Annotated in this window: 32 protein-coding genes; all 32 read left to right on the forward strand. The window is 57.7% G+C overall.

What is annotated here, in order from left to right:
• Window positions 1-459, forward strand: a 459-nt coding sequence (locus VSQ30_RS20235; protein WP_334467035.1) for a phage protein Gp27 family protein, incomplete at its 5' end; no start/stop codon positions are given.
• A 4-nt stretch (window positions 460-463) separates the two neighbouring features.
• The gene (locus tag VSQ30_RS20240) at window positions 464-964 is read left to right on the forward strand and encodes a transcription termination/antitermination NusG family protein (RefSeq protein WP_334467037.1); all 501 of its coding nucleotides are present in this window, start codon (window positions 464-466) and stop codon (window positions 962-964) included.
• Between the two features lie 300 nt (window positions 965-1,264).
• On the forward strand, window positions 1,265-3,019 hold the full coding sequence (gene terL / locus VSQ30_RS20245) for a phage terminase large subunit (RefSeq protein ID WP_334467039.1): 1,755 nt from the start codon (window positions 1,265-1,267) through the stop codon (window positions 3,017-3,019).
• Between the two features lie 10 nt (window positions 3,020-3,029).
• Window positions 3,030-3,293: a hypothetical protein gene (locus VSQ30_RS20250; protein WP_334467040.1), complete on the forward strand. Its 264-nt coding sequence runs from the start codon at window positions 3,030-3,032 to the stop codon at window positions 3,291-3,293.
• A gap of 1 nt (window position 3,294) precedes the next feature.
• Window positions 3,295-4,683: a phage portal protein gene (locus VSQ30_RS20255; RefSeq protein WP_334467042.1), complete on the forward strand. Its 1,389-nt coding sequence runs from the start codon at window positions 3,295-3,297 to the stop codon at window positions 4,681-4,683.
• Window positions 4,680-5,696: a minor capsid protein gene (locus VSQ30_RS20260; protein ID WP_334467044.1), complete on the forward strand. Its 1,017-nt coding sequence runs from the start codon at window positions 4,680-4,682 to the stop codon at window positions 5,694-5,696. The genes VSQ30_RS20255 and VSQ30_RS20260 overlap by 4 nt, the downstream gene beginning before the upstream one ends.
• 64 nt (window positions 5,697-5,760) lie before the next feature.
• Window positions 5,761-6,405, forward strand: coding sequence for a DUF4355 domain-containing protein (locus VSQ30_RS20265; RefSeq protein ID WP_334467046.1), 645 nt, complete (start codon window positions 5,761-5,763; stop codon window positions 6,403-6,405).
• A gap of 1 nt (window position 6,406) precedes the next feature.
• Complete coding sequence (locus VSQ30_RS20270) at window positions 6,407-7,339, forward strand: hypothetical protein (RefSeq protein WP_160578823.1); 933 nt, start codon at window positions 6,407-6,409, stop codon at window positions 7,337-7,339.
• A 12-nt stretch (window positions 7,340-7,351) separates the two neighbouring features.
• Window positions 7,352-7,681, forward strand: coding sequence for a hypothetical protein (locus tag VSQ30_RS20275; RefSeq protein WP_334467049.1), 330 nt, complete (start codon window positions 7,352-7,354; stop codon window positions 7,679-7,681).
• Entirely contained in the window at window positions 7,638-8,009 is a 372-nt protein-coding gene (locus VSQ30_RS20280) for a translation initiation factor 2 (protein ID WP_160578825.1), read from the forward strand. The genes VSQ30_RS20275 and VSQ30_RS20280 overlap by 44 nt, the downstream gene beginning before the upstream one ends.
• The gene (locus tag VSQ30_RS20285) at window positions 8,002-8,364 is read left to right on the forward strand and encodes a hypothetical protein (protein ID WP_160578826.1); all 363 of its coding nucleotides are present in this window, start codon (window positions 8,002-8,004) and stop codon (window positions 8,362-8,364) included. Before VSQ30_RS20280 ends, VSQ30_RS20285 begins: the two co-directional genes overlap by 8 nt.
• Window positions 8,364-8,765, forward strand: coding sequence for an HK97 gp10 family phage protein (locus tag VSQ30_RS20290; protein ID WP_160578827.1), 402 nt, complete (start codon window positions 8,364-8,366; stop codon window positions 8,763-8,765). The genes VSQ30_RS20285 and VSQ30_RS20290 overlap by 1 nt, the downstream gene beginning before the upstream one ends.
• Window positions 8,766-8,781: 16 nt before the next feature.
• A complete protein-coding gene (locus tag VSQ30_RS20295; RefSeq protein WP_334467055.1) occupies window positions 8,782-9,258 on the forward strand; it encodes a translation initiation factor 2 in 477 nt (158 codons plus the stop codon).
• Window positions 9,259-9,262: 4 nt separating this feature from the next.
• Window positions 9,263-10,327, forward strand: a complete 1,065-nt coding sequence (locus VSQ30_RS20300) for a phage tail sheath subtilisin-like domain-containing protein (RefSeq protein WP_334467057.1) — start codon at window positions 9,263-9,265, stop codon at window positions 10,325-10,327.
• 47 nt (window positions 10,328-10,374) lie between these two features.
• A complete protein-coding gene (locus VSQ30_RS20305) occupies window positions 10,375-10,809 on the forward strand; it encodes a phage tail tube protein (protein WP_334467060.1) in 435 nt (144 codons plus the stop codon).
• Between the two features lie 17 nt (window positions 10,810-10,826).
• A complete protein-coding gene (locus VSQ30_RS20310) occupies window positions 10,827-11,264 on the forward strand; it encodes a hypothetical protein (RefSeq protein WP_334467062.1) in 438 nt (145 codons plus the stop codon).
• A 173-nt stretch (window positions 11,265-11,437) separates the two neighbouring features.
• Window positions 11,438-13,873, forward strand: coding sequence for a phage tail protein (locus VSQ30_RS20315; RefSeq protein ID WP_334467065.1), 2,436 nt, complete (start codon window positions 11,438-11,440; stop codon window positions 13,871-13,873).
• An 11-nt stretch (window positions 13,874-13,884) separates the two neighbouring features.
• A complete protein-coding gene (locus tag VSQ30_RS20320; RefSeq protein WP_334467068.1) occupies window positions 13,885-14,532 on the forward strand; it encodes a LysM peptidoglycan-binding domain-containing protein in 648 nt (215 codons plus the stop codon).
• A gap of 16 nt (window positions 14,533-14,548) precedes the next feature.
• The gene (locus VSQ30_RS20325) at window positions 14,549-15,562 is read left to right on the forward strand and encodes an XkdQ/YqbQ family protein (protein ID WP_334467070.1); all 1,014 of its coding nucleotides are present in this window, start codon (window positions 14,549-14,551) and stop codon (window positions 15,560-15,562) included.
• A gap of 13 nt (window positions 15,563-15,575) precedes the next feature.
• Window positions 15,576-15,824: a hypothetical protein gene (locus VSQ30_RS20330; RefSeq protein ID WP_334467072.1), complete on the forward strand. Its 249-nt coding sequence runs from the start codon at window positions 15,576-15,578 to the stop codon at window positions 15,822-15,824.
• Window positions 15,821-16,264, forward strand: a complete 444-nt coding sequence (locus tag VSQ30_RS20335; RefSeq protein ID WP_334467074.1) for a DUF2634 domain-containing protein — start codon at window positions 15,821-15,823, stop codon at window positions 16,262-16,264. The genes VSQ30_RS20330 and VSQ30_RS20335 overlap by 4 nt, the downstream gene beginning before the upstream one ends.
• Window positions 16,264-17,370, forward strand: coding sequence for a baseplate J/gp47 family protein (locus VSQ30_RS20340; RefSeq protein WP_334467075.1), 1,107 nt, complete (start codon window positions 16,264-16,266; stop codon window positions 17,368-17,370). Before VSQ30_RS20335 ends, VSQ30_RS20340 begins: the two co-directional genes overlap by 1 nt.
• Entirely contained in the window at window positions 17,354-18,499 is a 1,146-nt protein-coding gene (locus VSQ30_RS20345) for a putative phage tail protein (RefSeq protein ID WP_334467077.1), read from the forward strand. Before VSQ30_RS20340 ends, VSQ30_RS20345 begins: the two co-directional genes overlap by 17 nt.
• Window positions 18,499-18,891, forward strand: coding sequence for a phage tail-collar fiber domain-containing protein (locus VSQ30_RS20350; RefSeq protein WP_161930575.1), 393 nt, complete (start codon window positions 18,499-18,501; stop codon window positions 18,889-18,891). Before VSQ30_RS20345 ends, VSQ30_RS20350 begins: the two co-directional genes overlap by 1 nt.
• Before the next feature lie 11 nt (window positions 18,892-18,902).
• A complete protein-coding gene (locus tag VSQ30_RS20355; protein ID WP_334467080.1) occupies window positions 18,903-20,894 on the forward strand; it encodes a DUF6273 domain-containing protein in 1,992 nt (663 codons plus the stop codon).
• A gap of 239 nt (window positions 20,895-21,133) precedes the next feature.
• Window positions 21,134-21,547 carry a hypothetical protein gene (locus VSQ30_RS20360; protein ID WP_334467082.1) on the forward strand — a complete coding sequence of 138 codons (414 nt, stop codon included), beginning with the start codon at window positions 21,134-21,136 and terminating at the stop codon, window positions 21,545-21,547.
• Between the two features lie 32 nt (window positions 21,548-21,579).
• A complete protein-coding gene (locus tag VSQ30_RS20715; RefSeq protein ID WP_350339966.1) occupies window positions 21,580-21,720 on the forward strand; it encodes a DUF6273 domain-containing protein in 141 nt (46 codons plus the stop codon).
• 222 nt (window positions 21,721-21,942) lie between these two features.
• Window positions 21,943-23,124 carry a reverse transcriptase domain-containing protein gene (locus VSQ30_RS20365; RefSeq protein ID WP_334467085.1) on the forward strand — a complete coding sequence of 394 codons (1,182 nt, stop codon included), beginning with the start codon at window positions 21,943-21,945 and terminating at the stop codon, window positions 23,122-23,124.
• A complete protein-coding gene (locus VSQ30_RS20370; RefSeq protein ID WP_322175095.1) occupies window positions 23,085-23,705 on the forward strand; it encodes a carbohydrate-binding protein in 621 nt (206 codons plus the stop codon). The genes VSQ30_RS20365 and VSQ30_RS20370 overlap by 40 nt, the downstream gene beginning before the upstream one ends.
• Window positions 23,695-24,108 (forward strand): isoaspartyl peptidase, encoded by a 414-nt coding sequence (locus VSQ30_RS20375; protein ID WP_334467092.1) that lies wholly within the window; start codon window positions 23,695-23,697, stop codon window positions 24,106-24,108. The genes VSQ30_RS20370 and VSQ30_RS20375 overlap by 11 nt, the downstream gene beginning before the upstream one ends.
• Window positions 24,109-24,245: 137 nt before the next feature.
• A complete protein-coding gene (locus VSQ30_RS20380; protein ID WP_334467095.1) occupies window positions 24,246-24,599 on the forward strand; it encodes a hypothetical protein in 354 nt (117 codons plus the stop codon).
• The coding region (locus tag VSQ30_RS20385; protein ID WP_502876337.1) for a peptidoglycan recognition protein family protein at window positions 24,592-24,786 on the forward strand (195 nt) is incomplete at its 3' end. The genes VSQ30_RS20380 and VSQ30_RS20385, both read left to right, overlap by 8 nt.

The following is a 24,786-nucleotide window of genomic DNA, read 5'->3' on the forward strand; positions in this document are numbered from 1 at the left end:
GAGATTGTGGACTTTTTAGGCCAAAATGGCGTGGGCATATCGGTGGCAAGCGTGTGCCGGTACGCCCAGGCATACCAGGCCAATGTGCAGATGCTGGCGGTGGCCCAGGAGAATTTCCGGCGCATGATGGACGAGTTAGACCGCTATCCAGACCTGGACACCACCGAGGCCATTATCCGGCTCACCAGCCAGAACCTTCTCAATGCCCTGGCCGGGGCCAGCGAGGAGGACTGGCAGGGGGTAAGCATTGACAAGATGCTGCGGGAGGCCAATGCCCTGGTGCGGGCCGCCGCCTACAAGAAACGGGTAGAAATGCAGAACCAGGACGCCACGGAGGCGGGCCTGGAGGCTGTGCGGGCGCTGGTATTTGACGCCATGGCCCGGGAGCAGCCGGAGCTTTATAAGCAGGTGAATGATTTCCTCAACGCGAAAAAGCGGGAGGGCTTAGAAAAGGGGTGAGGGTATGTGGGTTGTGCTGCAGGTAGAGACCGGGCAGGAACAGAGCGTACAGCAGGCGCTGCAGGCTATGGAAAACATGGTGGCCCTGGTGCCCAGGGAAAACCGGGCCGTCCGTAAAGGCGGGGCCTGGACGCAAAAGGAGTATATCCTCTTCCCCGGCTATGTGTTCTTAAGCCTGGACTACAATGCCGACAACTATTACAGGGTGCGGGCCGTGCCCCATGTGCTTCGGTTTTTGGGCACCAGCGGCCTTGCCCCTTCCCGGCTCTCCTACCTGGAGGCCGAGTGGATCAAGGTATTGTCCGGGGGCGGCAAGCCCCTGGAGCCTACCAAAGTACGCAGGCAGCCGGACGGCTCCCTCAAGGTGGTGGGCGGGGTGCTGGGGAATTTTGCCAGCCGCGCTATCCAGTATGACAGCCACGCCCGCAGGGCCAAGGTAGAGCTGACCATCTGCGGGGAGCCGAAAACAGTACAGCTTTCAGTGGAGCTTGTAAACGATTCTTAAACGACACATACAGGAAACCGAAAAAGGCCGGGCGGTTGATGCGTCCCCCCGGCGCGGATCGGCGGACATAGACGCATGGAGACCGGGCCAAAACAGGCCCCGGATGGCGAAGCATACCCATCCAGGGCGGGATTTTGCGGCCCCGGCCTCTTTTGTTTTGTTTCTATGCGTTTAATTTGCCTTTAGAACCGTTTAATTCGTGCCCCAGGCAAAAGGGCGGGAAAAGTTACCACCAAAAGGCAAGGGGGCAAATAGGGGCATTTCTGGCCCCGTATCAGCGAGGGAAAGGAGGCGGGATGTTTGAAGCAGCGGAAAAAGCAGAGCATAGCGGCCCTGGCGGGGGCAATCGCCGAGGCGGAGGCCAAGAAATATGAAACCGAGGGCACAGACTTAAACGCCCTGGGGGCGCTCTTAAAAGATTTCCTGGAAAAGGATCATTCTCCGGACAGGGAACAGCTGAAAAGGGACTATCTCGCGGGCCTGCCCCTTACCGGGGCCAGCGGCCTGCGCAAGCGGCTTGCCGCCATTGACCTGGAATTTTTTGGGCGGGCCTACTTTCCCCACTATTTCAGCCGCCCCTCCCCGGACTTCCACCGGGAGCTGGACGGTATCTGGCAGCAGGGGGTGCTGAAAGGCCGCTCCCCCCTGGCCCCGGCTGACGCGAAAAAGATAAGCCGCCTGCCGGGTGTGCGCCGGGTGGTGGCCGCGCCCCGTGGACACGCCAAAAGCACCAACCTAACCTTTAAGGGCACCATGCACGCCGTTTTATATGAGTACAAGCATTACCCCATTATCATATCGGACAGCAGCGAACAGGCCGAGGGGTTTCTGGACAATATCCGGGTGGAGTTTGAGGAAAACGCCGCTATTATAGAGGACTTTGGCTTCCTGCCCGGTAAGGTGTGGCGCAATAATGTGCTGGTGACAAAAAGCAATATCAAGCTGGAGGCCATTGGCAGCGGCAAGAAAATCCGTGGGCGCAAGCACCGGAACTGGCGGCCCGACCTTATTATCCTGGACGATGTGGAGAATGACGAAAATGTCCGTACCCCAGACCAGCGGGGAAAGCTTGACAACTGGTTTAAGAAAGCTGTGTCCAAGGCCGGGGACGATTACACAGACATTATCTATATCGGCACCCTGCTGCACTATGACAGCCTGCTTGCCAACACCTTAAAGAACCCGGCCTATAGGGCTATCAAGTATAAGGCGGTTATTTCTTTTTCAGAGGCGGACGCCCTCTGGCAGCAGTGGACGGAAATTTATACAGACCTTGCAAACGATGACCGGGAGCGGGAGGCCCTGGCTTTCTTTACTATGCACCAGGCCGCCATGCTGGCGGGCACAAAGGTGCTGTGGGAGGAAAAGCTCTCCTACTATGATTTAATGGTCATGCGGGTATCCGAGGGCGAGAGCGCTTTCAACAGTGAAATGCAGAACGAGCCTATAAACCCGGACGACTGCCTGTTCATGGAGGAATGGCTGGACTATTACAACGAGGCCGAGGTGGATTTCCACGACCGGGCCTATCAATTCTTTGGCTTTGTAGACCCCTCCCTGGGCAAAAGCAAAAAAAGCGACTTTTCCGCTATCCTGACCATAGCCAAGCACAAGGCCAGCGGCTATATGTTCATAATGGACGCAGATATCGAGCGCAGGCACCCAGACCGCATTATCATGGACGTACTGGACAAGGAGCGCTGGCTGCGGGCCACCTATGGCCGGGGGTATAAGAAGTTTGGGGCCGAGGTGAATCAATTCCAGTGGTTCTTAAAGGAGGAGCTGGCAAAGGCCAGCGCCAGGGCGGGGCTGTATCTGCCCATAGAGGAGGTGCAGCAGACCAGCGACAAGGTGCTGCGTATCCAGACCCTGCAGCCGGATGTAAAAAACAAGTATATCAAGTTTAACCGCCGCCATAAAAGGCTCCTGGAGCAGCTGACCCAGTTCCCCATGGCGGCCCATGATGACGGCCCGGACGCCCTGGAGGGTGCCCGTACCATAGCCAAGAAGTCAAGGCGCTTCCGCATTATCGACCGTGCGGATTTAGGATTATAGGAGGTATTGCATGGGATATACAAAGCTTTACAGCGGGTGCAGGGTTTGCCCCTACCGGGAGACCTGCAGCCATAAGCTGCTGATAGGCGAGGGGCTTTTGAATCCTACAGCTGCGCCCCTGGCCCAGCCTTTGACCCAGCCGCTGCTGCAGCCCCATGATTACCGGCAAGTCAAAATAGACGCAAATACTACTATTACCATTGACCTGGAAAAGCTTAAGAAGCAGCTGGAGGAAAGCCATTTCCCGCCCATGCTGTTCCAAGGGGGTGCATAATTTGCCTGTACTGTACATGGAGCGCTCGGCCCTGGAGGGGCTTACCGAGCGGGACATCAAGAAGATCATAGAGGAAAATGAGGGCGGCACCAAGTACCAGCGCCTAAAAAGGTACTATGAGGGAGATCATGCTATCCTGCATTATGTCAAAAAGGACAAGGAGGCCCCTAACAATAAGCTAGTCCACGATATGCCCAAGTATGTTACAAACACAGCCGTGGGATATTTCATCGGCAAACCCGTGGCATATTCCAGCCAGGATGATGCTTTTCTCCAGGCCCTGCAGGACATTTTCGATTATAACGATGAACAGGACGAAAATGCCGAACTGGCAAAAGGCTGCAGTATCAGCGGCAGCTGCTTTGAGATGCTGTACATGGATGAGGACGCCATGATCCGCTTTGTGAAGGTAGACCCGGATAACTGTGTCCTGATTTATGAAACAGGCCGTAAGGAGCCTATGGCTGCCCTGCGGCATATCCGCTCCCAGGACAGGAATGGCAACCCCATCAAAAAGGTGGAGTTTTGGACTTCCACCGAGTGCTGGTATTTTACAAGCTACAACGGCGGCCCCCTGGAACTTACGGATATTGTGGAGCACTACTGGCAGGACGTGCCCTTTGTGGAATATATCAACAATGAGGAACGGCTGGGGGACTTCGAGGGCATTATCACCCTGGTAGACGGTTACAACCGGGTGCAGAGCAATACCGCCAATGTCTTCCAGCATAACGATGAGGCCATCCTAAAGGTACTGAAAATGGGGGATGTAAAGCCCCGTGACATCCGGGACATGAAAGAGGCCGGGGCCATCCTGCTGGAGGATGGCGGGGACATCCAGTGGCTTATTAAAGAAGTGGCCGACGCCCCAATGGAAAACTACAAAAAACGCCTGCGGGAGGATATGCACATTTTTTCCAGCGTCCCCAACTTGAATGATGAAAAATTCAGCGGGAACTTGTCCGGGGTGGCCCTTGGGTATAAGCTTTGGGGCTTAGAGCAGATATGCGCCACCAAAGAGCGGAAATTCAAGCGGGCGCTGCAGCGGCGCATTGAGCTTATCACCACCATGTTGAATATCCAGGGCGGCCACTATGACTACCGGGATATTGATATGCAGTTTAGGCGCAATAAGCCCCAGAACCTTTTGGAGAGCGCCCAGATCGTCACCACCCTGTCCGGGGAGCTGAGCCGGGAATCCCGGCTGCAGCTGCTGCCCACGGTGGATAATGTGCAGGATGAGCTGCAGAAGCTGGAGGAGGAAAAGAAAGCGGATATGGGGGACTTTGGCGGGTACAATGCCCTGGCCCATGCCCTGCAGCAGGCCCAGGCCCCGGAACAGCCCCAGCAGCCGCCCCCGGCCCCGCCGCAGGAAAGTGGTGAAGCATGAGCTATCAGACCCGCAGCCAGTGGATAGAGGACGCCAAAACCCGGCTGCTAAAGAATGAGCGCCGCGCCGATGAGGCGGCGCGGGAGCTGCTTTTCCTCTATGATGAGGCGGCCTATAGCATAGAAAAAGAAATCAATACCCTTTTTGCCCGGTACGCCAAGGACAACCGCCTGACCGCCGCCGAGGCTTCCCGGCTGCTGTCGGGCCGGGAGTACAGCCACTGGCGCAAGTCCATAGAAAAATACATAGAGGACACCAAGGGCAAAGATAAGGCCAAGGCCAGCAAGGCCCTGCTGGAGCTGAATACTTTAGCCATGAAAAGCCGTATCAGCCGCAAGGAGCAGCTGCTTTCTTCCGTATACATGGCCATGATGGACTTAGCCGGGGACGGGGAAACAAAGCTTACCACCCTTTTAGGGGATCTGCTGCGGGTGAATTACTATGAAAGCTGCTTTTCCATGCAGAAGGGCATCGGCATGGGCTTCAACGTGGCAAGGCTGGACACGGCCCTGATCAGGCAGATCATCTCCTACCCCTGGAGCGAAAAGCACTTTTCCGAGGCCATATGGGGTGCCTGTGACCATATCGCGGCTGTGGCAAAGCGGGAGATCACCCTGGGCTTTATCCAGGGCAGCGGCGTGGACAAAATGGCAAAGGCCGTGGACGATATCATGGACAGGGGCCGGTACAACGCCCAGCGCCTGGTGCGTACTGAGTGCAAATACTTTGCAAACCAGGGGGAGCTGCTGGCTTACAAGGAAAACGGCATCCAGAAATACCGCTTTATCGGGGGCACCGAGGGCAGCACACATTGCGACTGCGCCCTGCTCAATGGCCGGGTATTCCCGGTGGAGGAGGCGGTGGCGGGGGTAAACTTCCCGCCCATGCACCCTAACTGCTTGTGCATTGTGGTGGCCGCCTTTGCCAGGAGCCTGTTTGCAGACCGCAAGGATGCGCGGCCCTTGTCGGAAAATATCAAGTTCCAGGAATGGAAGGAGAAGTATGCCAGTTAATTTAAGCGCTGTGTAAACGGCGTTTTTATTATACCCAAAACCATTTTACAAGGAGGACAACACCATGGCAGATGAAGTCAATACCACCCAAGGCACGGCGGCCCCCGCTGCCGGTACACCCCAGGCAGCCCCAGAGACTGCCCCCACCCAGGAACAGCAGAACGCTTTCCAGCGCTTCCTGGGCAGCCTGTTCGGCGGCAAGGCCGAGGCCCCCGCCCCCGCAGAGGGTGCGGATACCGCCCCTGCCCCGGCCCCCCAGCAGGAGCCGGAGGCCAAGACCTACACCGAGGCCGACCTGCAGGCCCAGCTGGAGGCCGCAAAGGTGCAGTGGGCCGCCCAGCAGCAAGAGGAGGCGCGGCTCTCTAAGCTGCCCCCGGAGGAGCGGGCCAAGGCGGAAGCGGACGCCCAGAAAAAAGAGGTGGAGGACTTGCGGGCGCAGCTGCTGCAGCGCGACCTTAAGGACGCCGCCTTGAAACAGCTGGAAAAAGACGGTTTCCCCGCTGGCCTTGCCGAGCTGCTTGCCTACACGGACAAGGAGGCCATGGAAAAGAGCATGGCCCATGTGCAGGAGGTTTTCAAGTCCTGCCTGGAGGCCGCCGTCAAGGAACGGCTGCGGGGCAAGACCCCGGAGGGCCTGGGCGGGGCCGCTTCTGCGGAAAACGCCATCAAAGACCAGATCGCGCAGAATATCAGAGGAGGGTTAAACTAATATGGCTAACAATGTTTTGCAGTATGCGTCTGTTTTCCAGAGTGAGCTTGACAAGGCGGCGGTGGAACAGGCCACCAGCGGCTGGATGGAGCTTAACAGCAAGCTGGTGAAGTATGAAGGTGGCAGCGAGGTGAAGATCCCCCAGCTGGATATGGACGGCCTTGCCGACTATGACCGCCAGAATGGCTTTGTGGAGGGCGCTATCAGCCTTGCATGGCAGACCAAGCAGATGACCATGGACAGGGGCCGCCAGTTTACCTTTGACGAACAGGAGGTCAATGATACCAACTTTGTGCTGACCGCCTCCACGGTTATGGGCGAGTTCCAGCGTACCAAGGTGGTGCCGGAGATTGACGCCTACCGCTACAGCCGTCTGGCGGCCCTGGCCGCTGAAAAGGGGCGGGCGGTATACGGCTACACCCCGGAGGAGGGCACCATCCTAAAGCAGCTTTACACGGATATCGCCGCCATCCAGGATGAAGTGGGGGACGATACCCCCCTGGTGATCACCATGGCTACCCCGGTGGCGGCGCTGTTTGACCTTAATACCTCCCTGGCCCGTTCGGTGGCGGTGGCGGACTTCCAGCAGGGCGGCATAAACCTTAAGGTGAAGTCCATCAATGGCCAGCATCCCATTATCCGGGCAGGCTCCGGGCGGCTGAAAACTGCCTACCAGTTTAATGACGGTACTACCGATGAGCAAAAAAAGGGCGGCTTCACCCCTGCCGAGGGTGCGCAGGATATCAACTGGATTATCTGCCCCCGGACGGCGGCCATCGCGGTTTCCCGCACAGACAAGGTGCGTATCTTTGACCCGGAGACCTACCAGAAAAAGCGGGCCTGGGCCGTGGACTACCGCAAGTACCACGACCTGTGGGTGCTGGAAAACAAGATGAACACCATCCGGGTGAATATCCGGCAGGCCAAGGCGTAAGGAGGGTTTCCCATGATCAAGATGAAAAAGCTTAATGTGGTGCTGGAAGTCCCTACAGAGGAAAAAGCCAGCATCCTGGAAAAACAGGGCTTTGAACGTGTGGGCGGGGAGCCTGCCCCTGCGGCTGACCGCTTTGCCACCACGAAAGACCTGCAGGAAGCTACCGAGGCCATCTATGCGCATATAAGCGAGACCTTTCAGAAAATGGGCGAGGCCATGTATGAACGCCTGCACAGCGCCCTGACAGCCGCCCAGGATAAGCCCAAGGCCGCAAAGGCCAGCAAAAAGGAGGAACCCCATGGAGGAACAGATCAGCCGGATAGCGCAGACAGTGCAAAGTAACCTGGGGCTGCCGGAAGAGCAGCAGCCCCTTGTCCTGCGGTATGCGCGGCGGGCGGTGAACCGTATCTGCATATTCTGCAGCCGCAAGGACTTACCCGAGCCGCTGGAGGACGTGGCGGCGCAAATGGTGGAGGATATGCTGCGGGCCGACCAAGCTGGCGCTGGCGGCGGGAACGAGGTATCCAGCATCACCCGTGGGGACACCAGCATCCACTACCGGGATAAAGCCTCGGCCTATCAAAACGCCGCCAATTTTGTCCGGGACTATGAAAAAATGATTATCCCCTTTCGCCGGATGAAGTACCCCAAGGAGCATAGCTATGACTGAGGCGGATATTTTAGCCAGCACCTATACCGACACCTGCACGGCCTACCGGCCCGGTAAGACCTTGCTGCCCAGCGGGGAGAGCGTGTTCAAAAAGGGCCTGGAGGGGCAGGTGGTGTATGAAAATATCCCATGCGCCCTTTCCAGCCCCAGCGGGGGTAAGTTGAATCAGACCAACACCACCGCCAGGGTGGACACAGACTTTTCGCTGTTCGTGCGCCCGGAGGTGGATATCCAGCCGGGGGACACGGTGGTGGCGGTGCGCCTGGGGAAAGTGTTTATCTGCGGGGCTGGTTTGGCAGAGCGGCACCCCTCCCACAACAATGTCCCCCTGAAACTGCAGAAGGACAAAGCATAATGGCTGGCACGGATTACAGCTTTGAGGGCCTGGACAGGCTGGAGCAGCAGCTTTCCCGGATGATAGAGCAGGAATACCCGGCAGAATTTGAGCGGATGGTGCTGCAGGTGGCCTATGAGCTGCAGGGAAAGGTCAAGGAGAAAACACCTTTCCGAACCGGTGTTTTACAAGATAGCTGGAAAGTGGGGAAAATCAAGCGGTTTGGCGGCGAGTATTACATAGAGGTTTATACCAATGTGGACTATGCCGAGCCTGTGGAATACGGCCACCGAACCCGCGGGGGCCGGGGTTTTGTCCCCGGCAAGCACATGATGCAGCTGTCCCTGGAGGAGGTGGCGGCCCGCCTGCCTGGTTTCCTGCAGGGCTGGCTGGATGATTTTATCAGCACACACGACCTATAAGGAAAGGAGGCGGGACGTGGCGTCCACCATCTTTGAAAGCATAAAGGAAAGCCTTGTGGGGCTGTTCAAGGGCCTGTACCCGGCCTTTGACGTGTTCTGCGAGGAAATACCCAAAACCCGGCATGACGCGCCGGAGCCGGATATAGAGGACTATATCTTCCTGGACATCCTCCCTGCCGCCAACACCACGGCAAGCGCATACCATACAGACCGCCGGGTGCTGGTGGACGCCGCCCTCCATACGGCCTCGGAAAGCAACGGGGAATACCTGCGCATAGGCCAGGAGGTGGACGGGGCGGTGCGGCCCGTGTTCCGCTTTACAGACGGTGGCGAGGACAGGGCCATTACGGTGCCGGACGTTTCCATCAAGGTGGTTGACCGGGTGCTGCACTGCACCTTTACCCTCAGTTTCCGGGACAGCCTGGAAGAACCGCCCCAGCCGCCCCTTATGGAGGAGCTGGATATCCATATAAGCAACACAGAAAGGACGTGAGGCAATGGGATTGCCTGAGATCAACATTATTTTCAAGACCAAGGGCCTGACCGCCATCCAGCGCAGCGAGCGCGGCATCGTGGCGGTCATCCTCAAAGACGATACGGAGGGCGGGCAGCCGGTAAGTATTTATAAAAGCATTTTAGACGTGGACTTTTCCCAGTTCACCCAGCGCAACTACGAATACCTCAAGCTGCTTTATGAGGGCGGCCCCTACAAGGTTATCGTGGTAAAGGTGCCCACCACCACGGAAAGCCTGTCCCCCTGGCTTAAGAAGCTGCGGGACTTGAAGTGGAATTACCTGACGGTGCCGGGTATCACCGAGGACGAAAAGACCCTGGTATCCGCCTGGATTAAGGAAGAACGGGAAAAAGACCACAAGACCTTTAAGGCCGTGCTGCCGGAGTGCGTGGCCGACCATGAGGGTATTATCAACCTTACCACGGGCAATATCCAGAGCACCCTGGGCGGGGAGGCTTTCTCCACGGCTGAATACTGCGCCCGGATAGCCGGGGTGCTGGCAGGGCTTTCCCTGGCCCGCAGCAGCACTTATTTTGTGCTTTCGGATATCGTGAGCGCGGATGTGCCGGACGACCCGGACGAACGGATCGACAAGGGGGAGCTGGTGATTGTCTTTGACAGCGAGAAATACAAGATAGGCCGGGGCGTGAACAGCCTGACCACCTTTACCGCTGAACACGGCGAGGAATTTTCCAAAATCAAGATCATGGAAGGGGTGGACTTGTACCAGGACGATATCCGCAGCACCTTCGAGGACGCCTATGTGGGCAAGGTTATCAATGACTACGATAACAAGCAGGCGTTTGTGGCGGCCATTATTGCCTACCAGAAATCCCTGGAGGGCAATGTGCTTGACCGCAGCTTTGACAATACTGCCGCCGTGGATATCGACCAGCAGCGGCTGTATATTGAGGGCAAGGGCATCGACACCACCGACATGAGCGACATTGATATCGCCAAGTACAACACTGGCTCCAAGGTCTTTATTTCCAGCCACGTCAAATTTGTGGACGCTATGGAAGATTTGAGCCTGGTGTGCAATATGTAGAAAACATTGCGCAAGCGCAAGTTTTGTAAGCGAAAGGAGGAAAGCGCATGAGTAAAATCAGGGGAAATAAGACCCTTTCCGGCACCTGGGGCGAGGTGTGGGTGGATGGCGAGAAAATCTTTGAGCTGTCCAAGGTGGAGCTGAAAATAACCGCCAACCGGGAGGACGTGCAGCTGGGCCTGGACGTGGACAGCAAAATGACCGGCCTCAAGGGTGAGCTGACCCTCACCACCAAAAAGGTGTATTCCCGGTATAACGCCGTGTTTGAGAACTGGAAAAAGGGCGTCGACCAGCGCAGCCAGATCATTACCAAGCTGGCAGACCCGGACGCCGTGGGCGGGCAGATCGAGCGCTACAGCTGCGATAATATCTGGTTTAACGAGCTGCCCCTTATCAGTATGGAAAAGGGCGCTATTATCGAACAGGAGGTAAGTGGCGGTTTTACCCCGTCCGACCTTGTGAACCTGGACAAGATCGCATAATTTAGGAGGTACTTACAATGGCAGAAAATAAAAAGAGCCTTTTGGCTGAATTTTCCCGCAAGGCCATGCAGCGGCTGCAGGACAAAAAGGCGCATAAGAAGCAGGTGCTGCACGTCCCCGGCCTGGAGCAGGATATCACCATCCGCAGCCTGACCTATAACGAGATTGCGGAATGTAACGAGATTGACGATAGCACAGACAGGGGGCGCAGCGACAAATACGGGGTTTACCTGGCTATGGTGGAGCCGGACTTAAAGGCCGCCGCCAAGGAGATCATGGAAGCCGAGGCCGACCTTCCCCTGGAGGAGCGTACCCTGCACGAGCCCCTGGACATTATGAATGTTTTTGAAATATTCGAGCTCAACCAGATCGCGGCGGCGGTCATGAAACTAAGCGGTGTGATTGGCGGCCAGGGCAAAGACGTGACGGCGGTAAATGAGTTAAAAAACTCATAGCCCAGGATGGCGAGGCGTACCTGCTGCATTACTACATACAAAAGGGCTGGGATGCGGAAAGGTTTTTAAGCCTTGACCGGGAATCCCGGCTCTTTTATGCTGCGTCCATGGAAAAGGCCCTGGAGGACAGGGCGCAAATGTTCCAGATCGACACGAAAGGAGGGGGTGGCTGATTGGGCGTTATCAAGGGCGCAATCTCCATTAAAGACAATATGTCGGCCACCCTGCGCAGCATACGGCAGGAGCAAAGCGCTTTCCGGCAGGATGTGGCCAAGACCAAGCAGGAGCTGAAAGCCACCTGGGACAAGAAACGCACGGCGCGGCTGGACGCCACAGCGGCCCACAAGGCCATGGAGGGCCTGAAGCAAAAGGCCCAGCCGCTGAAAAAGAAAATCGTCATGGCGGCGGCCCTTAAGGACGCCGCCAGCGATAAGATACGGAATGTAAGCAATAAGGTCAAAGGGGTGGGCAAACTGGTGGCCCGCCCCTTTGTCAAACTCAAGGATGGGGCCACCTCCCTGATAAAGGGCGTCGCCAATAAGGTGAAATCCGTGGGGAAGCTGGTGGCCCATGCCACGGTGAAGCTGAAAGACGGGGTGACGGCGGGGCTTTCCAAGATAAAGTCCGGCCTTGCGGCTGTAGGCAAAAACGTGGTGATCCCCGTGACCCTGGCAGCCGCCACCATCACCATGGGGGCCGTAAGCCAGGGGGCCAAGCTGGAACAAAGCCTGGGGGGCGTGGACACGCTCTTTAAGGACAGCTCCAGCGTGGTCAAGGCGAACGCCGCCTCGGCTTTCAAAACGGCTGGCCTGTCCGCCAACGAGTACATGGAGCAGGTCACCAGCTTTTCGGCCTCCCTGATTGGCAGCTTAAGCGGGGATACCGCCAAGGCCGCTACGGTGGCCGACATGGCTATGGGCGATATGGCGGACAACGCCAACAAATTCGGCACGGACATGGAGTCCATCCAGAACGCCTACCAGGGTTTTGCCAAGCAAAACTATACCATGCTGGACAACCTCAAGCTGGGGTATGGCGGCACCAAGGAGGAAATGCAGCGGCTGCTGCAGGACGCTCAGAAGCTGACCGGCACCGAGTACAATATTGACAGCCTGTCGGACGTGTACAACGCCATCCACGCCGTGCAGAACCAGCTGGGCGTAACCGGCACCACGGCGAAAGAGGCCAGCGAGACCTTTAGCGGTTCTTTCTCAGCCATGAAAGCCGCCGCCCAGAACCTTTTGGGGAATATGGCCATTGGCGGGGACGTGACCGGCTCCATGCAGAGCCTGGTGGACACGGCCTCCACCTTCCTGTTTAACAACGCCATCCCCATGATAGGGCGGGTGTTATCCTCCCTGCCGGGGGCGATAAAGTCCGGCATCAAGTCCGCAGGCCCGAAAATCAAGGCGGCGGGCGGCGAGATCGTCAAGAGCCTAAAGGCCGGTATCAAGGGGATGCTGCCGTCCAGCATGGGCGGGCTGGTTTCCTCTGTCTTTGACGGGCTGCTGCCCAAAATCGGCCCGGCCTTTGGGAAGATAACCTCGGGCCTGGGCTCCATGCTGAAATCAGCCTCCCCCTATCTTGTTTCCTTTGGGGAGGCCGTCATAAGCGGCATAGGCGGGGCCATCGACTTTGCCGCCGGAGCCATGCCCACCCTGGTGAGCGCCTTTGACACGGTGCTGCCGGTCATAGCAAGCATTGCAGGGGGCTTCCAGACCCTTATGCCGTCCATTATGAGCTTTGGCGGCGCGGTCATGGGGGCCATCCAGCAGGTGGGCACAGCGGTCATGCCAGTTATTGCCAGCATTATGGACACGGTGCAGTCTGTTATCCCCGCCGTGCTGCCGGTGCTGGAAACGGTAGTCACACAAATAGGCTCTATCATAAGCGCGGCGGCCCCGGTCATAGGCGGGCTGGTGGACGGCATCGGCCAGGTCATTTCAACCCTGGCCCCCGTGTTCCAGACCATCTTCGACGGTATCGGCCAGAAGGTGGGCACGGTGTTGGAGTTTGTGGGCAGCAAAATGGGGTGGATACAGCAGATCATAGGGCAGGCAGCGCCGCTGATTTCCAGCGTGCTTTCCTCTGCTTGGTCTGTCATTTCCCCTATCCTGGACATGGCGATCAGCGTATTCCAGCTGCTTTTCAACGTCACACAAACTGTCTTTAACGGCATTTTGGGCGTGGTACAAAACGTCTGGAACGCCATCCAGCCCATTATATCCTCTGTAGCGGACGCCCTTTCCTGGGTATCCAGCAAGGTGAGCGGCCTGTTTGGGGGCCTATTCGGCGGAGGTGGCGGAGGCGGCAGCGTGGGCGCGAACGCCGAGGGCACCAACAACTGGCGGGGCGGCCCTACATGGGTGGGCGAAAAAGGCCCGGAGCTTGTAGACCTGCCCCGTGGCAGCCGGGTGCTTCCCAACAAGGAAAGCGTACAGGTGGCAAGGAACGCAGCCGCGCCCCAAAGGGGCGGCACGGTAATCCACCTGACTATTGCTAAGCTTGCCGACCAGATTATTGTCCGGGAGGATGCGGACATCGACCGCATAGGCGAGGCGGTGGCCAAAAAGGTGATACTGGCCATAGAGAACCTGGTGCCAGCATAAAAGGGGGCAGCATGAAAGAAAGGATTATTGAATTAAGTTATAACAATCATGAGGAAATGTTCGAGCTGCCCCTAAACCCGGAGGAGTTTGAATTTACGGAACCCCACAACAACCAGCGCATTACCCTGCTGAATATCGGGGAGGCAAACCTCATGGGGCGCAGGGGGCTTTTGACCGGCTCCTTTTCCAGCTTCTTCCCCTCCCGTTCCTCCCCTTTTGCCCGGTATGCGGACAGGGAGCCTATGGAATATATCAAGCTGCTGCAGAAGTGGAAATCCAAGACCCAGCCCATTCGGGTGATTATAAGCGACTGCGACTTCAACCTGGCTATGACCATAGACAGCCTTACATACAGCCACAAGGAGGGGGACAAGGACGTATATTATACCCTGGACTTGACCGAGTACCGTTTCTTAAACGTGCCCACGGTCAAGCAGGAGGTTGCCGCCCCCAAAAAGGACAGCGGCCTAAAAGAGCGGCCCAATACCCAGCCTGCCCCCAAGACTTATACAGTGGTATCCGGGGACTGCCTTTGGAATATCGCCAAGAAATTCTATGGGGACGGCAGCCAGTACACAAAGATTTATAATGCCAATAAGGGGGTGATCGGCAGCAACCCAAACCTGATAAGGGCGGGGCAGGTTTTTACAATCCCGTAAGAAAGGAGGCGGCGGTATGATTGACTGGTATATAGGCGGCGCTACCAAGTACAAGAAGCTGGTAGTCAATAACCGCGACCTGTCCCAGCTGGTGGGCACGGTGACCTGGAGCGGGGACAGCAAGCAGGTGGCCCGCAAGCTTACATTTACAGTGGCCTCCCGGGCAAGCGACCGCTTCCTGCCCAAGGTGCCCATCCGCGAGGGGGATCAGGTAGTTTTCTCCTACAAGGACAAAAGCGCCCCGGAAAGGGTGCTTTTTGGCGGGCCTGTCCTGGACATTGACAAGGCGGCTTCCGGGAACAGCATCACATACACGGCCCTAGACCTGCTGTTCTATATCAATGGCAGCGACATCAGCCATGTGTTTGACGATACCCCGGAGGCCATTACCGCCTGGGTGTGTTCCCACCTGGGGGTGCCCTTTGGCTCGGCTGCGCCCACGGGCGTCCGGGTATATATGCCGTGCCTTGGCAAGAGGGCCTATGAGGCCATCATGGCGGCCTACACAGCCGCCAGCCGCCAGAACGGCAAAAAGTATATGCCCATGATGCGGGACGTCAACAAGGTATGCGTCATAGAAAAGGGCGTCTTGTGCGGGGCCGTCCTGGAGGGCGGCTATAACCTGACCGAGGCCAGCTACAAAACCAGCCTGCAGAACATGGTCAACCGGGTGGTGATTACCAATAAGGAGGGCACTGAGGTGGGCGCGGTGGAGGACGCCGACGCCCGGAAAAAATACGGCACTATCCAGCGGATATACCAGCAGCAGGACGGCAAAAATGATGCAACCGAGGCCAAGGCCCTGCTGCAGGCCATAGAGCAGTCTGGAGCGGTGACGGCCATGAGCGATGTGCGGGCCATATCCGGCTATGGCATTATTGTACAGGAGCCTGTCACCGGGCTTTACGGTAAATTCTACATTGAAAGCGACACACACACCTTTTCGGACGGCAAGGACGAAATGCAGCTGACCCTGGCTTTCTCCAACATGATGGACGAAAAGGAAATAGACAAGGAAACAAAAGCGTAAGGGAGGCGGTAAAGTGGCAGAGCATTGGGCGGCGGCAATGGCCAGCACCATGCAGGGCCTTGCGGGCGGGAGCGGCAGCGGCCAGGGGCTGCTGTTTGCCCGGATCAGCAGCGCCAGCCCCCTGGTTATCCAGGTAAACGGGCAGTCCATTTCCCGGCACCTGTACCGGAATTACGGCTATATCCCCCACGCCGGGGATCAGGTGCTGGCCCTGCGGCAGGGGGACGCCTTTTACATTTTGATGAAGGTGGTGCCCGCATGAGCATTTTCCCCTTTATCGACCCGGACGCCCTGGGGCCGGAGGAAAGCACAGAGCTGCCCCTGTTCCGGGAGTATGCCTATGATTTTCAAAACAACTGCCTGCTGTTAAAGAACGGCCAGACCTACCTGGTAGAGGGCAACGAGGCCCTGCGGATATGGATATTTAAGGCCCTTACCACCGAGCGCTTCCGCTATACGGCCTATGACGCAGACTTCGGCAGCGAGATAGATACCCTGATAGGCAGCCCCTTAAACAGCGATATCGCAAAGTCGGAATTAAAACGCTTTATCACCGAGGCTTTGATGGTCAACCCCTATATTGAGGAGCTGGGCAATTTCCAGATCAGCCAAACGGGCAGCGGGGTAAAGGCGGAGTTTGACTGCACCACCATTTACGGGCCGGACAAAATCAGCTGGGAGGCGAAAGGAGTGAAGCTATAGTGAGTGAGCTGGATTTCAGCGCCAGCGCGGTGCTGCAGCGGATGCGGGAAAGCCTTAAGAACGACGCCAACCGCATGGAGGGCGGCTTCTGCATGGACAACCTGCAGGCGGTGGCCGAGGAGATATCCAGGCTTGACGCCATGGAGGTCATGCCCCTCCCGGACAGGGTGCTGCTGGACACAGCCGAGGGGGAGTTCTTAGACCGCAAGGCCCTGGACTACAACGAAACCCGGAACCCGGCCACGGCAGCCACGGGCACCCTTCTCTTTACCGGGGACGTGGGGGCGGCTGTCCCCCAGGGCACGGCGGCGCTGTGCGGCGCTCTGGTGTTCGGGACAACGGCCCCGGCCCGGATCGGCGCGGACGGCACCTGCCAGGTGGGGGCCGTCTGCCTGACCAAGGGGCCAGTGGGAAATGCCCCGGCAGGGGCTATAGCAGCCCTGCAGGCATCGGTGGACGGGGTGAAATCCGTTACTAACCCCCAGCCCTTTGGGGGCGGCACAGAGGCCGAAAGCGACGGCTCCTTCCGGCAGCGCATTTTTGACAAGATACGCCGCCCCATTACCAGCGGCAACCGCAACCACTTTATCTATTGGGCCAAGCAGGTATCCGGGGTGGGCGGGGCCAAGTGCCTGGGGGCCGAGGTATGCGGGGCGGGCAAGGTGAAAGTGATCGTCTTATCCGACCAATACAAGGCCCCGGACAGCGTGGTGCTGGGGAATGTAAAAGCCCATATCGAGGAAGAGCGGCAGATCGGCGCGGACGTGGCGGTGGCGGGGGCCTCCCCCAAAGCCGCCCATATCGTGGTGGAGCTGGTAGCGGCCCCCGGCTACAACATAGCCGACATACGCCAGAACGCCATAACGGTGCTGCAGGCATATGTGGACAGCGTGAACCGGGAGGACTTCGACCAGGCCCCGGCCCGGGGGGATGAGGGCCGGGAAAGCACCATCAGCTACTACCGCATAGGCGATCTTATTTTTGGGGTGGAGGGCGTGTCCGATATCGTAAGCTATACCCTAAACGGCGGCCTTGCCTCCCTCACCTGCGGGTATGGGGAATACTTCACCCTGGAGGAGGTGGACATCCATGCCGCTGACGGATGATTTCATGCTGCCCCGCAGGGTGCGGACTATGGAGCAGATGGCCGACCTTCTCCAAGCAGAAGAGGCCGAAATAAGCCAAACCCAGCGAACCATAGACGCCATGGCGGCCCAGCTGACGGTGGGCACCAGCACTTTCCTGCTGCCCCGGCATGAGCGCATATTCGGCCTGCCGGTCAATACCGGGGAAAGTCTGGAGGTGCGCAGGGCCAGGGTGCTGGCAAGGCTCAACACCAGGGGCGTCACCACGGTGCAGGCCATACGGGAGCTGGTGCAGATCATAACGGGCCGGGAGGGGGAAGTCACTGAGCACTTTTCGGACTATTCCTTTTCCGTGACCGTCCGCCTGCTTTTCCCGGACGCAACCAAAGACCTGGGGGAGCTTATCCGGCAGATAGACGAAATAAAGCCCGCCCACCTGGTATTTGACACCATCGGGGCGGTGCAGCCGGTGGTGCTGGAAAACCGAAACCGGCTGCTGTTCGTGAGCCAGTCCCTGCGGCTGCGGGTGAGCAACCTGGGCGAGGGGGCCATATACCTGGACGGGCGCAGAAGCCTGGACGGCACCTGGCAGCTCATGCAGAGGTTTGCCAGGGGCGCGGCCTTTTCCCGGCTCCTGCTTTCCATGGGGGCCAGCAACCGACATACCTGCGGACAGGCCCTCGGCTGGGCCGTGCGGGCCATGGCCCGTATGCAAAACACGGTGGGCCTCTCTTCTGTGCAGGTATGCCGCTACGGCGCAAGCAGCCTGGGGGCAGAGGAAACCCTGCTAAACGGCAAGCGGCCCTTAGACGGGGGCTGGTATCTTGCTGCCTCCTTCAGCAAGGGGCTGAGGCTGTCCCGCTTTACTTGGGCCAGCAGGGCTGTAAACCGGCAGGAGGCGCAGGGGGCGGTAACTTTCCGGGCACAGGCGAAAAACGCCCACAAAGGGGCCGTAATGGGCCTTTATAGGGCGTTTGGGAAGAATGTGCAGACAACACGGCAGCAGAGACTTACAGCCGCCTGCAGGGCCGTGAACGCCCAAAGGGTGGCAGCCTTTGTCACCTCCCGGATAGACCGGGGGCTTGACGGGGCTTTTTACTTAGACGGCGCAAAGAAACTGAACGCCGGGACAATAAGGAGTGAAATTTAATGGCAAGCAGCACCACAAACGTTATCACCCGCCAGAGGCGCATTTATCTGGCACAGATCTCCAGGGGGGCCATTGAGACCATCCCGAAAATTACCCATATCGCCTTTGGGGACGGGGGCGTGGGCGAGGACGGGCAGCCCCTGCAGCCTAACGAGCTGCAGACGCAGTTAAACAATGAGATCGGGCGGTATGAGATTGCCAGTGTGGAAAACCCGGTGGAGACCACCAACCGCTACACTGTCACCATCCCGGAAAGCGATTTGAACGGGAAAAACATCAACGAAATGGCGCTGGTGGATGCAGATGGCCAGCTGGCGGCGGTGAAAACCTTCCTCAATAAGGGCAAGGATGAGGATGTAAAATTCACCTTTGAGTTTGACGAGGAATTTTAGGGGAGGGCGCAATGGCAGAGGAATATTACAAGATACCAGAAAACCCGGAATACAGGGCCGCCGCTATCCGCAAGCTGCAGGACAGCGACCCGGCCAGCGCCACCCTGATTTTCAACCCCCTGATAGAGGCGATGCTGGAAAGCCTGGCCCATGTGCAGGCACATAAGGCGGAGCTGGGGGAGGACGGCAAGGTGGACGCCAGCCAGCTGCCGGAGATGGACGCTTCCAATTTTACCTATGACGGCCAGCCGCTGGATGAATTCCTGGACGAAGTGAAGGAGTCCGTTTCCGTTGACCGTGGCATCCCCCGGACGCCGTACCAGTTTGGGAGCCTTACCTACAACGGGGAGGTGCAAAAGCCTGTATGGAATGGTTTTGACCCTGCGGCCATGCTGATAAGCGGGGTACAGGAGGCCACGGATGCGGGGACATACGAGGTCATATTCTCCCCCAAACAGGGGTACTACTGGACAGATAACGGGGGCAATGAAAGCCGGAGCAGCTTCTGGACGATAGGCCGTATAGAGGTGGAGGTGCCCGTCCAAAGCAATTCCCCGGTTTATAACGGGGAGAGCCAGTCCCCCGAGTGGGAGGGCTACCAGCCGGAGATCATGACCCTGGCGGGCACCACCAGCGCCACCGGGGCCGGGGAATATGCGTCAAGCTTTATCCTGGACAATAACTACCAGTGGCCGGACGGCACGGTGGGCAGCCGGGATGTGGCATGGGTGATAGCGCGGGCCACAATAGCCGCTGTGCCCAGCCAGAGCGGGAGGCTTACCTATACCGGGGAAGAACAGGCCCCGGCCTTTGAGGGCTACAACGCCGCACAGATGGCTATTGCAGGGACGCAGGCAGGCACCAATGCTGGCACCTATACGGTGCAGTTTACCCCGGACGCAAACCACGAGTGGCCGGACGGCAGCATCGAGGCTAAAGAGGTAAGCTGGGCAATAGCCCCAGCAGCGGGCAGCATAACCCTGGACAAGAGCAGCCTGGAGCTGCGGGCCTCCCTCATGTCGGGTGTAATCACGGTAACAAGGCCGGGTGACGGGTCTATAACAGCCACGTCCGGCAATACCAGCATAGCCACGGTAAGCGTGGATGGGAACGAGGTCACGGTGACGGCAAAGGCCAAAGGCTCGGTCAATATCACCATAGCGGTGGGGGCAGGCACGAACCATACGGCCCCGGCCAGCCAGACCGTAAGCGTGACCGTAACCCTGCCCACTGCGGTGCTGAATGACAACAGCTGGGCCACCATCCAGGACGTAGCGGCCTCGGGCAATGCCGCCAATTATTGGAGCGTGGGGGACACTAAGAATATCACCATAAACGGCAAAGTGGGGAATTTCACCTTTGCGAATTTAGCCATCCAGACCTATATTATAGGGTTTGACCACAACAGCGCCAGGGAGGGGACAAAAACCATCCATTTCCTGATAGGGAAGATAGACGGCAAAGAGGTGGCGCTGTGCGATAACCAGTTTGGTAATGAGCAGACTGCTGCAGGTTATTTCCACATGAATAGCAGCCGGACAAATTCTGGCGGGTGGGATAGCTGCTATATGAACAAGACGCTCCTAAACGGTGCCAGCAACAGCCTGCTGAAAGCGCTGCCCAGCGAGCTGCAGGCAGTGATCCAGCCGGTGACCAAGTATACCGACAACACGGGAGGCGGCTCCAATACGGCATCCTATGTAACAGGAAAGCCCTGCAAGCTGTTCCTGCTGGCAGAGTTTGAGGTGCAGGGCACAAGGAGCTATGCAAATAGCGCGGAGCAAAACTATCAGCAGCAGTATGCCTATTTTAAGGCAGGCAACCCAAAGATTGCTAATCGACATACCGCAGTAACGTCTGCGGTGTGGTGGTGGCTGCGCTCCCCTTATTGCTATAACAACGGTAACTTCTGTATTGTGAGCTACGATGGCAGTCCTGGCAATAACTATGCCTCTTGGAGTGCAGGTGTTCGCCCCGGCTTCTGCGTATCGGCGGCAGCCTAATCGTTTTTTCTATCCAGGGGTGCGAAAGCACCCCGTCCCTGGGACGGCAAGCCCAGCGGGAGCAGGCCCTTACGCCCTTCCCCATACCGCCGTAAGGCGGTCGCGCAAAATCGCAAAAAATGGCACTTTCCCCCTTTGGCAGAATATGGTATAATGGGCAGCGGAATAGCGAAAAGAGGTGGTTCTTTATATCGGTCTTAAAGGACAAGCGCACGGTTAGCAAAGCGGATTTTATAAATGTGGCCCATCAAATATTTGTAGAAACTGCGGCTTTCCTGACCCGGCTTTCGGCCCGGTATTCCCGGCTGCTGGCAGAGCCGACCGCCAAGCTGGCCGGGGAGGTGCTGGACGAAGCCGAAAAAGCGAACAGCATATACCCCTCGGACGAACAGCGCATAAGGCTGCGCAAAGCCCATTTATTGGAAGCGCGGGCCGCGCTTATGGCCCTGGACGTGCGGCTGGCCCTGTGCTATGAGATCATCATGCAGAACCCCCAGGGGGCCTTTACCAATTCGGCGGGCCAAAATATCCCTCCGGGAAAAGCAGAGGATAAGCTGGACAAAATGGCGCAGAGCCTGGGGGAATTGATAGACCGGGAAAATGACCTGCTGAAAGGTGCGCTGGATTCTTTGAGCCGGAAAAAGAAAGCCTGACCTGTTCTTTTGGGTGTATCTCTGGAAACTCGCTGTCTGCGGTGTGGTGGTGGCTGCGCTCCCCTAATTACAATAACAACAATAACTTCTGTAATGTGAACAACGATGGCAGTCCTAACAATAACAATGCCTCTTGGAGTGCAGGTGTTCGCCCCGGATTCTGTTATACATAGGTCAAATGGAGTACCGTAAGGGAAAGACGACCTTTTCAGAAGGAGAGATACTTCCCGTTGCCAAGAGCATAAATGCTCTGTGTGACGAAACTGCCCTCTGATACCCCCGCACGGACGCTGCTTGCATGGTGGGAAACAGGTGCTTTTCCCATTTCATGTGCCGGGGTTATGTAGTTAGCTTTGGCACCAATGCCCCAAACACTATACGGAGGGCGAATACTTATGACCAGTGAAGAGCGCCGGGAGGCGCGTTACAAACGCCGCCAAGCAAAACGGGCGGCAAATAGGCAAAAGCGGTGCGAGGCGCTTGGCCCGATGGAAAAGGTTTTTTCTTACGGGGAAATGTTCAAGTACGGGAAAAAGTGCTGCAACGGGGTGCGCTGGAAACAGTCTGTGCAAAACTTTGAAATGCACCTGTTTTCCGGCACAGCCAAGCGCCGCAGGCTGGTGCTGGAGCAGAGGTGGAAGCCTATGAAATGCTCCCACTTCACCCTGCGGGAAAGGGGCAAGGTGCGGCCCATAGACGCGCCCCATGTGTCGGACAGGCAGGTGCATAAGACCCTTTGCAATAATGTGCTGGTGCCCCTGTACGGCCCCAGCATGATAAAGCACAACGGGGCCAGCCAGAAAGGCAAGGGCCTGCATTGGCATTTTAGGGAATTAAAGGAGCAGCTGCGCTGGCATTACCGGCGCTATGGCAGGCAGGGCGGGGTGCTGCTTATGGACTTAAAGCAGTTTTTCCCCAGCGCCCCGCACAAGACCATATACCAGCGCCACCAGCAGCTGATCCCCGCCCCGCCTCTGCGGTGGCTTGCGGATACCATCATATCCCACTCCCCGTGCCCCACGCCGGGGCGGGGTATGCCCCTGGGGGTGGAACCCAGCCAGCAGGAAATGGTGGCCCTGCCCAGCGCCGTGGACAACTGGCTCAAGTGCCAGAAAGGCATCCGCTGCTGCGGGCATTACATGGATGACTATTATGTGATCCTGCCGGACATAGGGGAGCTGAAAAAGCTGGCCCATGAGATGGTGCGGAAGTTTGCCGCCATCGGGGTGCCGGTGAACCAGCGCAAATGCAAAATTATCCCGTTTACAAAGCCTTTCAAATTCTGCAAGGCTAAGTTTCGCTTACTGGAAACCGGGAAAGTCATTGTAAACGGCTGCCGGGACGGCATGAAACGGGCGCGGCGCAAGCTGAAACTCTTTAAGAAGCAGGTGGAGGCGGGCAGGCGGGCCATTGAAGATGTAAAGCAATTCATGACCTGCCAGCTTGCCTACTACAAAAACTATAACGACCACGGGCGGGTGCTGCGGCTGTCCAGGCTGTGCTATGCTTTGTTTGGTGACATAATGGGAGGAAAACTGTGTTTAGAATTACCAAAGACGGGGCCAGCCTCGGCATGACCGAGGCCCCCACTTATATTAAGCGGGCACCCAATGGGTGCCTTGTTTTGTGCCCGGAAAACGAGGCCACGGGCATTGCCTGGGAGGGCAAAGTATACGGCCTGCTGGGCCGGGAGGAGCTGCCGGGTGTGCCCGCCATCATGCTGGAGCAGGTGGATGGCGGCGGGGAGCTGTACAAGGCCAGCGAAACGGGCGGCATTATGTTTGTCACACTGGCCGAGGGCGGGCAGATCGACCACGCGACTGCCGCCGAGCATACCGAGCTTTTTGCCCCCTGGGCCTGCCCGGTAAGCTATGCTGTAGGGCAGATACGCCAGCACGGCGGCAAGCTGTACAAATGCCTGCAAGCCCATACTTCACAAGAGGGCTGGACGCCGGATGCGGCCCCCAGCCTTTGGGTGGCGATATCCGACCCGGCAGAGGAGTGGCCCGCCTGGAGCCAGCCCATAGGGGCGCAGGACGCATACCCCCTGGGGGCCAGGGTAAGCCATAAGGAAAAGCGCTGGATTTCTACAGCGGACAATAATGTGTGGGAGCCGGGAGTATATGGCTGGGAGGAGGCCCAGGAGGATGGCGTATAAAAGATATATAGCCCGCCGCCGTGCCCGGTTCCAGGGTTTAAGCGGCCCGGTCAATCTGCCCTACGGCAGAGCCTTAGACTGCCGGGAGGGCTTTCTCTTTTGGAAAAACAGGAAGCTGTGCGCCGCCGCCAGCCAGAACACAAAAAATTATTTTGTCCAGGACGATGATGGGCTGGGCAAAATACGGGGTGACCTGGTGACGCTTATCCTGGCCCGCCTGGGGCCGCAGGAAGCCCGCAAGGGCAGGGCGGCGGTGCGGTGGGAAAAGGTATGGGCCGACCCTGTTTGTGGGCGCTATAAGCGGTCTGACAACGAGGAACACTGGCTCTGGAGCGAGGCTTTTTTCAATGCGCCTGTGGATGACCTGCGGCACATTGCAAGGCTGGTGGGTGTGAAAATTTAGAGAGGAAAAGCCGGAGGAAACCCTCTGGCCTTTTTTCATATTTGCAGAAAGGGGGGCGGTCAAAATGGGCAGCTTTCGGCCCCTGTAAAGGGCCTGTAAACGGTGCAAAAATTACATTTACAAAGGAGAGGTATTTCATGCTGGAAACTTCTAAAGCTGTGGCTATTATGCTGGTGTTCGCTGTCCTGGTGCAGTTCCTGGTGGACAGGGTAAAGGACATCGTGGGCGAAAAGGTTATGGGGTATGTAAAAGCCCCGGTTTGGGCTGCTCTGCTGGGCGTCCTGTTCGCGTTCCTGTTTAGGCTGGACGTGTTCGCTATGTTCGGCTATACGGCCCAGCTGCCTGCCGTGGCCTATATCATGACGGGCCTTATCCTGTCCGCAGGGGCCGCGCCCATCCATGAGCTTATCGAGAAGGTGCGGGCCTCCAGGGACACAATCCTACTGCCCGGTGAAATTTTCGAGCCGGAGAAAGGGGCGCGGGATGAGTAACAGCGCTTTAAGCTGTATGCGGCAAATAAGCCCCAACCGCAACAGCCCCCGGAACCACAAAATCGACACCATCACCATCCATTGTGTGGTGGGCCAGATGGGCGTGGAGGCCCTGTGCAGCGAGTTCAGCCGCACATCTAAAGGGGCCAGCTGTAACTATGGCATAGGCTACGATGGCCGCATTTGC

The organism is Acutalibacter sp. JLR.KK004, from assembly GCF_036941085.1.
In the GTDB taxonomy this organism is placed as follows: Bacteria; Bacillota; Clostridia; order Oscillospirales; family Acutalibacteraceae; genus Acutalibacter.

What these genes read in the sequence shown, in the direction of transcription:
- VSQ30_RS20275 (WP_334467049.1), top strand. Translation starts at nt 7,352, where the DNA reads ATGATCAAGATGAAAAAGCTTAATGTGGTGCTGGAAGTCCCTACAGAG.
- VSQ30_RS20300 (WP_334467057.1), top strand. Translation starts at nt 9,263, where the DNA reads ATGGGATTGCCTGAGATCAACATTATTTTCAAGACCAAGGGCCTGACC.
- VSQ30_RS20345 (WP_334467077.1), top strand. Translation starts at nt 17,354, where the DNA reads ATGCCGCTGACGGATGATTTCATGCTGCCCCGCAGGGTGCGGACTATG.
- VSQ30_RS20260 (WP_334467044.1), top strand. Translation starts at nt 4,680, where the DNA reads ATGAGCTATCAGACCCGCAGCCAGTGGATAGAGGACGCCAAAACCCGG.
- VSQ30_RS20280 (WP_160578825.1), top strand. Translation starts at nt 7,638, where the DNA reads ATGGAGGAACAGATCAGCCGGATAGCGCAGACAGTGCAAAGTAACCTG.
- VSQ30_RS20305 (WP_334467060.1), top strand. Translation starts at nt 10,375, where the DNA reads ATGAGTAAAATCAGGGGAAATAAGACCCTTTCCGGCACCTGGGGCGAG.
- VSQ30_RS20265 (WP_334467046.1), top strand. Translation starts at nt 5,761, where the DNA reads ATGGCAGATGAAGTCAATACCACCCAAGGCACGGCGGCCCCCGCTGCC.
- VSQ30_RS20240 (WP_334467037.1), top strand. Translation starts at nt 464, where the DNA reads ATGTGGGTTGTGCTGCAGGTAGAGACCGGGCAGGAACAGAGCGTACAG.
- VSQ30_RS20270 (WP_160578823.1), top strand. Translation starts at nt 6,407, where the DNA reads ATGGCTAACAATGTTTTGCAGTATGCGTCTGTTTTCCAGAGTGAGCTT.
- VSQ30_RS20320 (WP_334467068.1), top strand. Translation starts at nt 13,885, where the DNA reads ATGAAAGAAAGGATTATTGAATTAAGTTATAACAATCATGAGGAAATG.
- VSQ30_RS20310 (WP_334467062.1), top strand. Translation starts at nt 10,827, where the DNA reads ATGGCAGAAAATAAAAAGAGCCTTTTGGCTGAATTTTCCCGCAAGGCC.
- VSQ30_RS20380 (WP_334467095.1), top strand. Translation starts at nt 24,246, where the DNA reads ATGCTGGAAACTTCTAAAGCTGTGGCTATTATGCTGGTGTTCGCTGTC.
- VSQ30_RS20290 (WP_160578827.1), top strand. Translation starts at nt 8,364, where the DNA reads ATGGCTGGCACGGATTACAGCTTTGAGGGCCTGGACAGGCTGGAGCAG.
- VSQ30_RS20350 (WP_161930575.1), top strand. Translation starts at nt 18,499, where the DNA reads ATGGCAAGCAGCACCACAAACGTTATCACCCGCCAGAGGCGCATTTAT.
- VSQ30_RS20285 (WP_160578826.1), top strand. Translation starts at nt 8,002, where the DNA reads ATGACTGAGGCGGATATTTTAGCCAGCACCTATACCGACACCTGCACG.
- VSQ30_RS20355 (WP_334467080.1), top strand. Translation starts at nt 18,903, where the DNA reads ATGGCAGAGGAATATTACAAGATACCAGAAAACCCGGAATACAGGGCC.
- VSQ30_RS20250 (WP_334467040.1), top strand. Translation starts at nt 3,030, where the DNA reads ATGGGATATACAAAGCTTTACAGCGGGTGCAGGGTTTGCCCCTACCGG.
- VSQ30_RS20375 (WP_334467092.1), top strand. Translation starts at nt 23,695, where the DNA reads ATGGCGTATAAAAGATATATAGCCCGCCGCCGTGCCCGGTTCCAGGGT.
- VSQ30_RS20365 (WP_334467085.1), top strand. Translation starts at nt 21,943, where the DNA reads ATGACCAGTGAAGAGCGCCGGGAGGCGCGTTACAAACGCCGCCAAGCA.
- VSQ30_RS20335 (WP_334467074.1), top strand. Translation starts at nt 15,821, where the DNA reads ATGAGCATTTTCCCCTTTATCGACCCGGACGCCCTGGGGCCGGAGGAA.
- VSQ30_RS20325 (WP_334467070.1), top strand. Translation starts at nt 14,549, where the DNA reads ATGATTGACTGGTATATAGGCGGCGCTACCAAGTACAAGAAGCTGGTA.